Below are 13,769 nucleotides of genomic sequence, written 5' to 3'. Positions count from 1 at the left end.
GAAGTTGATCGTCCAAGCGTGATCGATCGCAGTTGACAAGCGGGCGTATCTGAATTTGTCTGACAATAGATAAAAAACAGGCAGACAACGCCAAAACCATCTGCAACAGTCGGCGGGGCCGACAATCCATGGGAGGATTATGACATGAAGACACTGCTCGTCCTGAGCGCTCTGGCGGCGATGCTCGCCTCGGGCACGGCGCTTGCCGACACCAGCGGCAAGAAGATCGCCTTCTCCAACAATTACGCCGGCAATTCGTGGCGCCAGGCGATGCTCGACAGCTACGGCATCGTCACCAAGAAGGCGGTGGAGGATAAGATCGTCGGCGCCGCCGACATCTTCACCACCGCCGACAAGGAAGTGCCGACCCAGGCTGCCCAGGTGCAGAACCTGATCCTGCAGGGTTATGACGCCATCGTCATCAATGCCGCATCGCCGGATGCGCTGAACGGCGCCATCAAGCAGGCCTGCGATGCCGGCATCGTCGTCGTCTCCTTCGACGGGACGGTCACCGAACCTTGCGCCTACCGCGTCGTCGTCGACTTCAAGGACATGGGCAAGCAGGAAGTCGAGCAGATGGCCAAGTTCCAGCCCAAGGGCGGCAATTTGCTGGAAATCCGCGGCCTTGCCGGCACCTCGATCGACGATGCCATCCATGCCGGCATCCTCGAAGGCGTCGCCGCCCATCCCGAGTTCAAGATCGTCGGTTCGGTGACCGGCGACTGGGACCAGACGACGGCGCAGAAGGCGGTCGCGACGATCCTGCCTTCGTTGCCCGACATCGTCGGCATCGTCGACCAGGGCGGTGACGGTTATGGCGCGGCACAAGCCTTTGCCGCCGCAGGCAAGCCGCGTCCGACCATCATCATGGGCAACCGCCAGGACGAGCTGAAATGGTGGAAGGAGCAGAAGGACAAGGATGGCTACCAGACCTGGTCGGCCTCGATCGCGCCCGGCGTGTCGTCGCTGGCCTTCTGGGTGGCGCAGCAGGTGCTCGACGGCCGCACCGACATTCCGCATGACCTTTTGGTGCCGTATCTCGCCTTTACCCAGGACAATTTCGAGACCGAGCTGCCGAAAATCAAGGAGGGCGGCGTCGCCACCCACGAATACAGCCAGGAAGACGCAATCGCGGCGATCAAAGCCAATATCAAGTGATGCATTGCATTCATTGCCAGCGGCATGACCGACCGGATATCGTTGAGCATGCCTGAGGCCAATACGGACATCATCAGACTGGGCGGCGCCGAAAAACATTTCGGCGCCGCCCATTTGGACATCATCAGGCTGAACGGCGCCGAAAAACATTTCGGCGCCGTTCGGGCGCTTAACGGCGTCGACTTCCATGTTGTATCAGGCGAATGCGTCGGGCTGGTCGGCCACAACGGAGCCGGCAAATCGACGCTGATGCATATGGTGGCCGGTACGCTGCAGCCCGATGGCGGTGAGATCGCGGTGCGTGGCAATGCCGAAACCGACTACTCGGTGGCGCGCGCGCTGAAACTCGGCATACGCTGCGTGTTCCAGGAACTGTCGCTCTNCGAAACCGACTACTCGGTGGCGCGCGCGCTGAAACTCGGCATACGCTGCGTGTTCCAGGAACTGTCGCTCTGCCCTAACCTCAGTATCGCGGAGAATACGCGCATCAACCATCCGGCGCTCACCGGCTTCGGCTGGCGACGCAAGGCGGCTGCTCTCATTGCCGCCAAGCTGGACGAAATCTTTCCGGATCACGGCATCTCGGCAGACGACATTGCCGGCGATCTCTCCATCGGCCGGCGGCAGATGGTCGAGGTGGCGCGCGCCTTCACGGTGACGCGCGATCCGCTCGACCTGGTCATTCTCGACGAGCCGACCTCTTCGCTGGACGCGCATACTGCGGGCCAGCTGCTTGCCTTCGTGCGCCGTTTCGTAGCCACCGGGGGCAGCTGCATCCTGATCTCGCATGTGCTGGGCGAGGTGCTGCAGAATGCCGACCGCATCGTGGTCATGCGCGACGGCAAGGTGGTCGCCACGGACGTTGCAAAAGCGTTCGACCGCGACCGGCTGGTGGCCACCATGGGCGGCGCGGAAGCGCGCGAGAAGATCGCGGCGGAGATCGCCGCCAGGCCGGCGGCGGGCCCGCTCAGGGTGCGGGCGCGGCCCGAGCGGCAGCAGGATGGCAAGGAGCTTGTCGCTCGCGCCGGCGAGATCATCGGGCTTGCCGGGCTTGCCGGCCATGGCCAGACCGACCTGTTGCTGGCGATCTTTGCCGCCGCGACGCGTAGAAGGCTTGATATCGAGGTGACCGCCCCGGTGGCGCTGGTGGCCGGAGACCGCCAATCGGACGGCATTTTCCCGCAATGGTCTATTGCCGAAAACATCGGCATCCGCTCGCTGGCGCGGCTGCGCAAAGGGTTGCTGATCTCGCCGCAGCGCGAGGCCGAGCTTGCCGAGTTCTGGAAGCAGAAGATCGGCATCCGCACGCCTGACATGACCAACAACATCTTCTCGCTGTCCGGCGGCAACCAGCAGAAGGCGCTGTTTGCCCGCGCACTGGGTTCCGATGCGCAGATCGTGCTGATGGACGATCCGATGCGCGGCGTGGACATCGGCACCAAGCTTGAGGTCTACGATCTCGTGCGCGAGGAGGCGGCCAAGGGCCGGACCTTCCTCTGGTACACCACCGAGACCGAAGAGCTCGACAATTGCGACCACATCCATGTCTTCAAGAACGGCCGCATCGTCGCCAATCTCACGCGCGACGAGCTGACCGAGGAAAAGATCATCCAGTCCTCATTCGGCGACGCGGCCTGAGATGACGGCAGTCGCTCTCGGCCCTACGTCCTCGCCGCGCAGCAGCGCGGCCCGCGCGCGCCTGCTGCGCAGCCTGTTGCCGGCGCTGTCGCTGGCGCTGGTGGTTATCGCCATCGCCTGGCTCAACCCACGCGCCATCAGCTATTTCGGCTTCAGCCTGATGTTGAACCTCGCTATTCCGATCGCGCTGGCGACGATCGCCCAGATGTTCGTCATCGCCGGCAATGAGCTCGATCTGTCGATCGGCACCTTTGTCGGCTTTGTCGGCTGCGTCACCGCGACCTGGCTGAAGGACGCGCCGCTGCTCGGCGTGATCATCCTGCTCGGCTCCATAGGCGTTTATGCGCTGCTCGGCGCACTGATCCATCTGCGCAATCTGCCGTCGATCGTGGTGACGCTGGGCATGAGCTTCGTCTGGCAGGGGCTTGCCATTCTGGTGCTGCCCAAGCCCGGTGGCAAGGCGCCGGACTGGCTCTTGTCGCTGATGGCCTTCAAGCCGCCCTTCATTCCGTTCCCTATCATCGCCGCGCTGGCGATCGCAGCGGTGGTGCATTTTGGGCTGATGCGCACCTCCTATGGCGTCATCCTGCGGGGATCCGGCGGCAATCCGGCGGCGCTCAGGCGCGCTGGCTGGTCGCTGCTTCGAACCAAGATCGTGCTGTTTGCGCTGACCGGCCTATTCGGCGTTCTGTCCGGCATGGCGCTGATCGGCATCACCACCTCGGCCGACGCTAATATCGGCAATGGCTACACGCTGCTGGCGATCGCCGGCGTCATTCTCGGCGGCGGCGAGTTCGTCGGCGGCCGGGTGTCGCCGATCGGCACCGTGCTCGGCGCGCTGACACTGGCGCTGGCGGCATCGCCTCTGCTCACCTTCATGCACATTCCGCCGGATTGGCAGGTCGCCGCCAACGGCGCCATCCTGATCATCGTGCTGGCAGCCCGCGTCCTGATCAGCCGCAGGGAGAGGTAGCGATGACATTGGTTAAATCGCTTGTCGCCAAACCCTGGATCTGGTCGTTTATCGGCGCGATGTTCGTCTGGCTGGCGACCATCGCTTTCACCGGCGGCTATGGCGGCGGCGGCATGATCACGGCGGCACTTTCGCTTGCCGTGTTCACCGTCATCGTCGGCGTCGGCCAAATGTTCGTCATCACGCTCGGGCCAGGCAATGTCGACCTGTCGCTGCCGGCCAATATCGGGCTCGCCAGCGCCGTCGCCATGAAGGTCATGGGCGGCAGCGATTCCATGATCGTGGTCGGGCTGCTCGCCGCGCTCGCCTGCGGCGCTGCCATCGGTGCCGTCAACTATCTCCTGATCTGGGCGCTGAGGATCCCGCCGATCATCGCCACTCTGTCGGCCAGTTTCATCATCCAGTCGATCGACATCAGCTATGGGCGTGGCCTGCAGATCAAGCCGCCGCCCGGCTTTGCCGATTTTGCCAACTGGCAAATCCTGGGCATTCCAGTGCTGGCGATCCTTACCGTATTGTTCACCATCGGTGCGGCCATCGCCTTGCAGCGCATGATCTATGGCCGCTCGGTGCTGGCGATCGGCCAGAACATCCGCGCCGCGTGGCTTGCCGGCGTCAATGTCGGCCGCACCCGCTTCCTCACTTACACGCTGTCGGGCGCGCTCGGCGGCATGGACGGGGCGCTGCTCGCCGGCTATTTCCGCGGCGCAAATGTCGATATCGGCAACGAGTACCTGCTGGCCTCGATCGCCGTCGTCGTCATCGGCGGCACCTCGGTCGCCGGCGGCAAGGCCAATGTTCCCGGTGTCTGGGGCGCGGCGCTGTTCCTGGTGCTGCTTCTGACCATGCTCAACACGTTCGGCGTCAGTGCCGGCGTTCGGCTGTTGCTGACCGGGCTGATCATCGTCGGCGTCATCACCGTAGCCGGTGGCGAGAAGGCGGTACGCTAGCGCCGGCTCCTGCCAGCGACACCGCCAAATTTGACCATGTGGACAAAAGTCCGCACCCGTTCCATAGTTCCGCGTCTGATTTCGGAACAGCCGGCTCGACACGGCTGTCAAACAGAGGGGCACTAGATGGAAAACCGGAAAAACAAATCGCAATCGACCGGCCTGTCGCGGCGCGACGTGCTGGAACTCGGCGCACTTGGCCTGGCCGCAGCCATGCTGCCGGGTGCAGCCTTCGCCAAGGACAAGAAGCTGAAGGTGGCGGCGATCTTCGCCACGCCGATCGAGGAGCCGTGGGACAACCAGATCCACGTCGCCCTGCAGAAGGCCGAGAAGGAACTCGGCATCGAATACAAATGGTCGGAAAAGGTGCAGACCGCCGATTTCAGCCGCGTCATGCGCGAATATGCGCAAGGCGGGTATCAGCTGGTGCTGGGCGACGCCTTCGCCGCCGAGCGTGAATCGCGCCGCACGGCAAAGCAGTTCCCGAAGACGGCATGGCTGTTCGGCTCGGGCGCCGGCCCGGCCGAGCCCAATTTCGGCGTCTTCGACAACTGGATCCACGAGCCGGCCTATCTCTCCGGCATGATCGCCGGCAAGATGTCGAAGTCGGGCACGATCGGCGCGGTGGCGGCCATGGGCATTCCGGAAGTGAACCGGCTGGTCAACGCCTTCTTTGCCGGCGCCAAGGAGGTCAATCCCAACATCAAGAAGAAGGTCGCCTTCATTGGCTCGTTCTTCGATCCGCCCAAGGCCAAGGAAGCGGCGGTCGCCCAGATCGATGCCGGCGTCGATGTCATCTATGCCGAGCGCTTCGGCGTCATCGAGGCGGCGGTGGACAAGAAGATCCTCGCCATCTCCAACATGTCCGACCAGTCGAGCCTCGGCCCCGACACGGTCATAACCGGGCCGGTCTGGGACATGTACCCGACGGTCGAGCAGGCGATCAAGCTGGTCAAGGCCGGTGTCTTCACCGCGCAGGATTATGGCGATTTCTCGCGCATGGCCAAGGGCGGGTCGTTCCTGGCGCCCTACCATAAATTCGACAAGACGCTGCCGGCGGATGTGAAGGATCTGGTCGAGAAGAAGAAGGCCGAGATCCTGGAAGGCAATTTCCGGGTGGATGTGGATGAGAACACGCCGGTTTCGGATTAGCTCGGCGTACCCTCCCCCTTGAGGGGAGGGTGGCCCGCAGGGCCGGGTGGGGTCCTCCGCGAAGTGCTCCATCCTGCTAAGTCATGGGTTGAGGCAGTTGAGGTGACCCCACCCGCCTCGCTTCGCTCGGCACCCTCCCCTCGAGGGGGAGGGGTATCTCCGCAGGAGCATCCTTGTCCGCCCCTCTCATCGAAATGCGCGGCATCACCAAGAGCTTCGGCGCCGTCAAGGCGAATGAGGCTGTCGATCTAAGCGTCGCCCCAGGTGAGATCCTCGGCCTGCTGGGCGAAAACGGCGCCGGCAAGACGACGCTGATGAATGTGCTGTTCGGCGCCTATGCGCCCGATGCCGGCGAAATTCTTATCCAGGGCAAGACCGTGCGGATCACCAGTTCGGCCGATGCGCTGGCCGCCGGCATCGGCATGGTGCACCAGCATTTTCATTTGGCGCCAAGGCTGACGGTCCTGGAAAACCTTCTGATTGGCATTCCCGGCAAATCCGGCCGCATCGACCGCGCCGGCGGACTTGACCGGTTGTCCGACATCAGCCGTCAGTATGGGCTGACGCTGGACCCCAACCTGCCTGTCTCCGCGCTGTCGGTCGGCGAGCAGCAGCGGCTCGAAATCGTCAAGGCGCTGTTTCGCGGCGCCAGGCTGTTGATCCTCGACGAGCCGACGGCGGTGTTGGCGCCGAGCGAGGTCGACGGGCTGTTTTCGGCGCTGCGCTCGATGGCGGCGCAGGGGCTCGGCATCATCTTCATCTCGCATAAATTGAACGAGGTGCGGGCGCTCACCCATCGCTGCACCGTGTTGCGGCACGGCCGCGTCGCCGGCCGTGTCGACGATCCGGCGAACACGACATCGGCAGAAATGGCGCAGCTGATGTGCGGCCATGAGATCGTGCCGCCGGCAAGAGGACCTTCGACCCCAGGCGCGGCGGTGCTGACGCTCGACGGTATTTCCACCTCACGGCATTCGGGGACGCCGCTGCGCGATGTATCGCTTGCCGTTCGCGCGGGCGAAATCCTCGGCATTGCCGGGGTCTCCGGCAATGGCCAGCGGGCACTGGCCGAGGTGATTTCCGGCACGCACGCGCCCGACGCCGGCGCGATGACGATAGCCGGCAAACCTGTTACGCGGTTCTCGCCGCGCGAGGTGCAGGCGCTCGGCCTTGGCCGCATCCCGGAAGACCGTATGACGACCGGGCTGGTCACCAATCTGCCGCTCGCCGATTCCATGGTGTTGCCGCGCATTGGTACTGCGGCTTTCAGCAGCCGGGGCCTGCTCAAGCCAGATGCGATCCGCGCCTTCGCCGAAGAACAGATCAAGGCCTATGACATCAGGTGCCCCGGGCCGATGACCCGCGCCGGCGCGCTGTCGGGCGGCAATCTGCAGAAGGCGCTGCTGGCGCGCGAACTGGCTTTCGACCCGAAGGTGCTGATCGTCTCGCAGCCGACGCGCGGCCTCGACATCGGTGCCGCCCGCTTCATCCACGAAAAATTCCTCGACATGCGTGCCAAGGGTTGCGGGATCATCGTCATCGGCGAGGATCTCGAAGAGCTGCTGGTGCTCTGCGACCGCATCGCGGTGATGTATGAGGGCCGCATCGCCGGCACGCTGGGCAGCGCCGATGCGACCATCGCGCGGCTTGGGCTGCTGATGACCGGGGCGGAGGGCAGAGCCTAGATGGACTTTCTCACTCGGTTCCTCGCAGAAACCTCAAATAATACTGCCCGCTTTTGGCTGACTTTAAGCGTCAGCGCTGCCCCTCACCTGCCTGCCGGCATCCTCTCCCCGTATAGAGACGGGAGAGGGGCTCTCACCCATGGTTTCGCCAATCGCCACAGCTGCAAGAGGGGAGTTGCCATAGGGCCCGGATCCCTTCTCCCCGTGTCTACACGGGGAGAAGGTGCCGGCAGGCGGATGAGGGGCGGCGCGACCGTCTGGGCGGCGGAGGGGCATAGCTGATGTTCCGCCTCGAAGCCCGCAGTTCCACCCCCGCCTGGTTCAATCTCGCTTTGCCGCTGCTGGCCATCGGCGCCACGCTTGCCCTGTGCAGCGGCCTCATCGCGCTGGCCGGCGCCGGCGTGCTTGAGGCCTATGGCGTGATGCTGTCGGCCTCGTTCGGCGACAGCTATGCCATCACCGAAACGCTGGTGCGCGCCGCCCCGATGATCTTCACCGGGCTGGCTGTGGCCGTCGCCTTCCGGGCCAAATTCTGGAACATCGGCGCCGAGGGCCAATTGCTGGCCGGCGCCGTGGCCAGCTGCTTCGTCGGCGCCATCCCAATGCCGGGCGCGCTGGCGATCCTGTCGATGGCGCTGGCGGGCGCTGCTGCCGGTGCCGCGGTAGCGCTGGTGCCCGCGACGCTCAGGGTCAAATTCAAGGTGGACGACGTCGTCAGTTCGCTGCTGCTCAATTCGGTCATCTACTATGCGCTGATGGCGCTGATCGAGGGGCCGTGGAAGGACTCGTTCAGCGGCTATCCGATCTCGCCGCCGATCGAGGATTCGGCGAATTTCCCGGTGCTGCTCGAAGGCACAAGGCTGCATCTGGGTGTCATCGCCGCGTTGATCGCGGCCCCGTTGATCTGGTTCCTGATCGTGCGCACCACGCTCGGCTTCCGGATCAGGGTCACCGGCGAAAGCCCGGAAGCCGCCCGCTATGGCGGCATACATGTCGAGCGGGTGCTGATCTCGACGGCGCTGCTGTCGGGCGCGCTGGCCGGGCTTGCCGGCGTCGGCGAGGTCGGCGGCGTGCATTTCCAGGTGATGAGCGACATTTCGCCGGGCTATGGCTATTCCGGCATCGTCGTTGCCATGCTGGCCAGGCTCAATCCGCTCGGCGTCGTACCGGCGGCGATCTTCCTGGCCGCCGTGATGACCGGCGCCGAAGCGATGTCGCGCGCCACCGGCGTGCCGGCGTTCCTCAGCGATGTCATCCAGGGCACGGCGCTGCTCGCCATGCTGGTGGCGCTGCTGTTCACGGCCTATCGCATCCGCCGCGTCGGCGCCTTATGAGCGCGGTGTTCGAACAGATTTTTCAGGTCGGCTTCCTCGCCGCCATTATCCGCATCGCCACGCCGCTGGCATTTGCCACGCTGGGCGAGATGTTCTCCGAGCGGGCCGGCGTGCTCAATCTCGGTATCGAAGGCATCATGCTGCTCTGCGCGATGACCGGCTTCACCGCCGCCAGCCTCAGCGGCAGCCTGTGGCTCGGCGTGCTGGCCGCGGTGTTGACCGGCATGGCGATGAGCGCGCTGCATGCGCTGTTCACGGTGGCGCTCGGCCTCAGCCAGCATGTCTGCGGCATCGGCGTTACTTTGTTCTCGTCCGGCCTTGCCTATTTCCTCTACCGTCTGACCTTCGGCCAGCAATCGGTGCCGCCCAGCATCAAGGGTTTTCAGACGGTGCCGATCCCGCTGCTGTCGGATATTCCGGTTCTGGGGTCAGCGGTTTTCAACCAGTTTGCGCTGGTCTACTTGGCAATCATTGCCATCCCGGTCGCTGCTTTCGTGCTCTACCGCACGCCTTGGGGGCTGTCGGTGCGGATGGTCGGCGAGAACCCGCGCGCCGCTGATTCCGCTGGGGTCAGCGTCATCGCCACGCGCTTCCAGGCGGTCATCCTCGGCGGTGCGCTGATGGGGCTTGCGGGCGCCTTCCTCACCATGGCACAGTTCAACGCCTTCACCTTTGGTGTCGTGTCGGGCCGTGGCTGGGTGGCGATCGCGCTGGTCGTGTTCGGCCGCTGGGACCCGTGGCGCTCTGCGGGCGCGGCGCTGCTGTTCGCCTTCGTCGATGCGCTACAATTGCGCATGCAGGCGAGCGGCCTCGGGCATATTCCCTATGAGGCGTTCTTGATGCTGCCCTTCATTTTCACCATCGTCGCGATGGCCGTGATGTCACGCAACGCGGTTGCGCCGTCGGCGCTGCTGAAGCCGTTTCGACGAGAAGAGCGGTAAGCGAGTAGGCCAAGCCTGGGATACTCACATCGCCGTAAAACCATTATCGACAAACAGATGCGTGCCATTGACGAAGCTGGACTCATCGCTGGCGAGGTACAGCGCTGCCTTGGCCACTTCCTCAGGCTCACCGATGCGGCCCTGCTGTGCGGCCAATGCGGCGTCCGATACGTCGACGCCGAGCTTGCCGAGATCGGCGACCTCGCGCAGGCCGTGCGGCGTGCGGATGAAGCCGGGACAGACGGCGTTGCAGCGTATGTTGCGGTCGCGGAATTCGACTGCGATGGCGCGCGCGAACATGTGGCAGGCGCCCTTGGTGGTGTCGTAGAGCACCTCCATGGGTGTGGCCGCCACAGCCGAGATCGACGAGGTGCAGACGATCGAACCGCCACCGGCAGCGATCATGCCCGGCAACACGGCGCGCGTCATCAGGAACATCGAGCGGACATTGACCGCATGCAGCCAGTCCCATTCCTGCACTGTCGTCTCCAGGAACGGCTTTATCACGATGGTGCCGGCATGGTTGAACAACACCGTGGCCGGGCCGAACCTGGCAGTCGCCGCCTTCACTGCGGCCTCGACCTGCGCCTCGTCCGAGACGTCGGCCACCCAGTGTTCGGCGATATGTCCCCGCGCGCGTATCGCCGCCGCAGTGGCTGCCGCCGCCTCACCATTGCGGTCAATGATCGCCACCTTGGCGCCTTCGGCGGCGAACAATTCCGAGGCCGCTCCGCCCATTCCGGTCGCGCCGCCCGAGATGATTGCAATCTTGCCGGCTAGTCTTGTACCCATGTTCTGTTCCCCGTTCCCGATCGAAATAATCCGCATTTACGCCGGAATGGCGATGCTATCGCCTATGCAGACGTCGGCCAAGCTTGTCGCTCGCTTGTCTCCAACAGGGGTCTCCCAGCAATGCCAAACCAAATAATAAGGAATACTGAGAAAATCATTCTACATATCTCCAAAAAATAGCACTCGACAAAGTCTACTGATTTTATAGATTAATCCGCAAGACGGAGGTCGATATGTCCTATATCCAGAACGCCGAGACGGACCGCACCAGCCAGAGGCTGGCCAATAGCCAGGCTTTCCGCCCGGCCTATGCCGGCGCTTTCGCCTATCTCGTCTTTGCCCTTGCGTTCGTGTTCACCGGGGCAGTCGTGCTCGGCTTGATTCCCTGACCGATCAGTCCGAAAGGGTGGCGACCTAGCGCTTTCAGTGAGTGACCGGAGTTGATGAACCGAACGCGGACGCGCTTTGGCGCTGATGCTTGTTTTTACGCATGTCGTCGTCTCAAAACCGGGGGCGACATACATCCAACGTGATGGAGGAGATGGCAATGCCGATCGAGTTCACGCATGTTCCCGGTAAAACGCACGCCGCCGATGCCGGTTCGGCCGTACCGTTCTTCTATGATTTCGTCGAGACGGCGACCAAGCTGTCGCTGATCGAGGATTCCGGCTTCCAGAACATCGTCGTCGACGACCCGGCCGGGCTGTTGACCAATATGGACATCGCCGCCCAGGCGCTGGACCGCACCTCGTCGCTGGAAGTGGTGCTGACGCACTGGGCCGGCGTGATCGCGCCAGCCGTTGCGGCGCGGCAACTGGCGGCGCTCGACGCCAGGAGCGGCGGCCGGCTGGCGCTGAGGATGCTGAGCGAGCCGCTGGATGACGACGATGCCGAGACGCGTCCGGTCGGCCACACCGTGGTCTGGCAGCGCATCGACGAATATCTGGTGCTGCTATCTTCAAGGAACTTGTGTCANCTGGATGACGACGATGCCGAGACGCGTCCGGTCGGCCACACCGTGGTCTGGCAGCGCATCGACGAATATCTGGTGCTGCTGAAGCGCCTGTGGTCGAACGACCGGCCCTTCGACCATGAAGGTGCATTCTACAGCATCAAGGGTGGCTATGTGCCGCGCAAGGGGCCGCATGGCGTCGACGTGATCATCCGCATGGGTGGCCAGTCCGGCACCGCGCTCAAGGTCGCCGGCCGCCATGCCGACGTGTTTGAACTCACGGCTGGTTCGCTCGACGAGATCCGCCAGCTGATGGAACGGGCGCGCAGCGCCGCCGCCGAGCATGGCCGCGCCGGCAAGCTGCGTTTTGCGCTTCCGGTCCGGGTCCGCTCGGAGGGTGGTGCCTCTACCGTCGGCCACAAGGCGGTCGAACTTTCCGGACCACCGGCGCAGATCGCCCTGTCGCTGCTGCCCTATGCGGCGCTGGGCATCAGCGAGTTCATGATCGTCGGTGTCGACCGGCCGCGCGAGATCGCCAGCGTCGGCCGCGAGACGATCGCGCTCTTGCGCAACTCGCTGGCACGCCGGGAGGCGGAGGTGCCGCAGCCCGGCGCGTTTGCCTCGCGGGGCGGGTCGGATATTCACGCAGGGTGAATTTGCGGGTGGAATGAAAGCTATTTCGTAGCGTTCCTTCACACCCCCCTCTGCCCTGCCGGGCATCTCCCCCGCAAGGGGGGAGATTGGCAGCTTCGAGGTATCGCTCAGCTCTTCGACGTTGGAGAGTGGCGAAAGCGGTTGAGCACTTGATCTCCCTCCTTGCGGGGGAGATGGCCGGCAGGCCAGAGGGGGGTGCTGCCCCTCCAGCGTCAAATGGTTCCCAACGCCTTCGCTTTGGTAATCTAACCAGCTTTCCCACTCGACCGCTCCAGCGCCTCCAGCACCGCGCCAGATTCCGTCAGCGCACCAAACACCCCGTCCTCCACCGTCACCATATGCAGCGCCGCGTCATGCGCGTATTGGTCGCCGCTGGCGCAGGCGTCGGCGATGGTCAGGCACTGGAAATTGAGGTCGCAGGCCTCGCGCAGCGTCGTGTGCACGCAGACATCGGTCGTGCAGCCGGAAAAGATCAGATGGGTGATGCCGCGTGCGCGCAGTACAAGCTCCAGATCCGTATAGGTGAAGGCGCTGTTGCAGGTCTTGTCGACGATGATGTCGTGCGGCGCGACGTCGATCTCGGCGACGATCTGAAAGCCGGGGCCGGAGCGCAGCAGCACGTCGGTGCCTTCTAGACCCGCCCGCTTGCGGCGCCATCTCTCGTACGGCGTCATGTCGGCCATGTCGCCGCGATATCCCTGCCTGGTGTGAATGATGGTGAGGCCGGCCGCGCGTGCCGCTGATATCAGTCGGTTGACCGTAGGCAGGATGGCGCGCAGCGGCGCGGGGTCATAACCCTTCCTGGCGAAATAGCCGGTCGGCGAGAGGAAATCCTCCTGCAGGTCGATGACCAGCAGCGCGGTGTTTGCCGGCACCAGCCGGCCGTCATAGGGGAAATCGAACGGTATCGCCTTGATCATCGCAGCCTGCCTCAATTGCTGCTCGGCATCGTGGCCCAGCAACCCTGGGCCGTCCATCCCTCGGTGCGACGACACCAGGTAGGCCGATGCCAGGACGATGTGCCGTTGAGACATCGCGCCCACAATCGTCGGCCAAAAAGCCATCTTGTTTGTTGACTACAAAGCTCATGTTTTATAGTCAAGCAGGGGCACTCGGCCGCCTGAATTGTTTTCCAGCGGCGGTGCCGCGTTTGAGAGAAGCCAGAATCCGTGGCTGGAGTTTTCGGGGTCGAGATGGGGGTGTTCCCGCATCCCGTCACCGGCCAGCCGATCGGTTACGTGCAATGACGAAGCGAGGACGAAGCATGTCCAGAAATGGTTTGTTGGCGGCGCTGGCCGCGGTCATGCTGTCGGCCGGCAGCGCTGCTGCGCAAGAGCAGCCAAACACGCAGCCCAGGGTGACGACGGTGCCCGCTGCAGATCCCCAGTCGGCGCCAACCGTAGTCGAACAGCCCGCACCGGCTGCGCCTGTCGCGCCGGCTTCGCCAACTGCCGGGCAGGCGGCGCCGACCGCGCCCCAGCCGGCAAACCAGCCCGGTGCATCCGCGCAGGCCGAGCCTTCGGCAATATCGCTGACGCTG

Annotated in this window: 13 protein-coding genes; 10 read left to right on the top strand and 3 right to left on the bottom strand. The window is 64.1% G+C overall.

Translation table 11 applies throughout. The annotated features are described in order from the left end of the window. Positions 1-144: 144 nt before the first annotated feature. From X726_RS152440 to X726_RS152475, 8 genes are all read left to right on the top strand, one after another. A complete protein-coding gene (locus X726_RS152440) occupies positions 145-1,158 on the top strand; it encodes an ABC transporter substrate-binding protein (protein ID WP_023670464.1) in 1,014 nt (337 codons plus the stop codon). 48 nt (positions 1,159-1,206) lie between these two features. After that, entirely contained in the window at positions 1,207-2,796 is a 1,590-nt protein-coding gene (locus X726_RS152445; RefSeq protein ID WP_031215004.1) for a sugar ABC transporter ATP-binding protein, read from the top strand. A gap of 1 nt (position 2,797) precedes the next feature. Continuing rightward, the gene (locus X726_RS152450; protein WP_023670462.1) at positions 2,798-3,769 is read left to right on the top strand and encodes an ABC transporter permease; all 972 of its coding nucleotides are present in this window, start codon (positions 2,798-2,800) and stop codon (positions 3,767-3,769) included. Between the two features lie 2 nt (positions 3,770-3,771). Further along, positions 3,772-4,719, top strand: coding sequence for an ABC transporter permease (locus tag X726_RS152455; protein WP_023698400.1), 948 nt, complete (start codon positions 3,772-3,774; stop codon positions 4,717-4,719). Positions 4,720-4,845: 126 nt separating this feature from the next. Further along, positions 4,846-5,871 (top strand): BMP family protein, encoded by a 1,026-nt coding sequence (locus X726_RS152460; protein ID WP_023670460.1) that lies wholly within the window; start codon positions 4,846-4,848, stop codon positions 5,869-5,871. Positions 5,872-6,044: 173 nt separating this feature from the next. Beyond that, on the top strand, positions 6,045-7,556 hold the full coding sequence (locus X726_RS152465; protein ID WP_031215003.1) for an ABC transporter ATP-binding protein: 1,512 nt from the start codon (positions 6,045-6,047) through the stop codon (positions 7,554-7,556). 281 nt (positions 7,557-7,837) lie between these two features. Continuing rightward, positions 7,838-8,890, top strand: a complete 1,053-nt coding sequence (locus tag X726_RS152470) for an ABC transporter permease (RefSeq protein WP_023670458.1) — start codon at positions 7,838-7,840, stop codon at positions 8,888-8,890. Next, the gene (locus X726_RS152475; protein WP_023670457.1) at positions 8,887-9,831 is read left to right on the top strand and encodes an ABC transporter permease; all 945 of its coding nucleotides are present in this window, start codon (positions 8,887-8,889) and stop codon (positions 9,829-9,831) included. The genes X726_RS152470 and X726_RS152475 overlap by 4 nt, the downstream gene beginning before the upstream one ends. Before the next feature lie 24 nt (positions 9,832-9,855). On the opposite strand, the gene X726_RS152480 is transcribed toward X726_RS152475, so the two are convergent. Beyond that, entirely contained in the window at positions 9,856-10,623 is a 768-nt protein-coding gene (locus tag X726_RS152480; RefSeq protein WP_023670456.1) for an SDR family oxidoreductase, read from the bottom strand. A 233-nt stretch (positions 10,624-10,856) separates the two neighbouring features. On the opposite strand from X726_RS152480, the gene X726_RS1000000169035 reads away from it, so the two are divergent. After that, positions 10,857-11,012: a hypothetical protein gene (locus X726_RS1000000169035; protein ID WP_023670454.1), complete on the top strand. Its 156-nt coding sequence runs from the start codon at positions 10,857-10,859 to the stop codon at positions 11,010-11,012. Between the two features lie 158 nt (positions 11,013-11,170). Beyond that, positions 11,171-12,229, top strand: a complete 1,059-nt coding sequence (locus X726_RS1000000168100; protein WP_050588544.1) for an LLM class flavin-dependent oxidoreductase — start codon at positions 11,171-11,173, stop codon at positions 12,227-12,229. Between the two features lie 245 nt (positions 12,230-12,474). Here the strand turns inward: X726_RS1000000168100 and X726_RS152485 are convergent, their stop codons facing one another. Together X726_RS152485 and X726_RS1000000171140 are read right to left on the bottom strand one after the other, a co-directional pair. Further along, positions 12,475-13,149 (bottom strand): isochorismatase family cysteine hydrolase, encoded by a 675-nt coding sequence (locus X726_RS152485; RefSeq protein WP_031215002.1) that lies wholly within the window; start codon positions 13,147-13,149, stop codon positions 12,475-12,477. A 295-nt stretch (positions 13,150-13,444) separates the two neighbouring features. Next, the coding region (locus X726_RS1000000171140) for a hypothetical protein (RefSeq protein ID WP_033001859.1) at positions 13,445-13,769 on the bottom strand (325 nt) is incomplete at its 5' end.

It is taken from the genome of Mesorhizobium sp. LSJC285A00 (assembly GCF_000503155.1).
In the GTDB taxonomy this organism is placed as follows: Bacteria; Pseudomonadota; Alphaproteobacteria; order Rhizobiales; family Rhizobiaceae; genus Mesorhizobium.
The sequence above is the reverse complement of the archived record's forward strand: the minus strand, read 5'-3'. Positions and strand labels throughout refer to the sequence as shown.

What these genes read in the sequence shown, in the direction of transcription:
- X726_RS152460 (WP_023670460.1), top strand. Translation starts at nt 4,846, where the DNA reads ATGGAAAACCGGAAAAACAAATCGCAATCGACCGGCCTGTCGCGGCGC.
- X726_RS152440 (WP_023670464.1), top strand. Translation starts at nt 145, where the DNA reads ATGAAGACACTGCTCGTCCTGAGCGCTCTGGCGGCGATGCTCGCCTCG.
- X726_RS152470 (WP_023670458.1), top strand. Translation starts at nt 7,838, where the DNA reads ATGTTCCGCCTCGAAGCCCGCAGTTCCACCCCCGCCTGGTTCAATCTC.
- X726_RS152450 (WP_023670462.1), top strand. Translation starts at nt 2,798, where the DNA reads ATGACGGCAGTCGCTCTCGGCCCTACGTCCTCGCCGCGCAGCAGCGCG.
- X726_RS152475 (WP_023670457.1), top strand. Translation starts at nt 8,887, where the DNA reads ATGAGCGCGGTGTTCGAACAGATTTTTCAGGTCGGCTTCCTCGCCGCC.
- X726_RS152455 (WP_023698400.1), top strand. Translation starts at nt 3,772, where the DNA reads ATGACATTGGTTAAATCGCTTGTCGCCAAACCCTGGATCTGGTCGTTT.
- X726_RS152485 (WP_031215002.1), bottom strand. Translation starts at nt 13,149, where the DNA reads ATGATCAAGGCGATACCGTTCGATTTCCCCTATGACGGCCGGCTGGTG.
- X726_RS152480 (WP_023670456.1), bottom strand. Translation starts at nt 10,623, where the DNA reads ATGGGTACAAGACTAGCCGGCAAGATTGCAATCATCTCGGGCGGCGCG.
- X726_RS1000000169035 (WP_023670454.1), top strand. Translation starts at nt 10,857, where the DNA reads ATGTCCTATATCCAGAACGCCGAGACGGACCGCACCAGCCAGAGGCTG.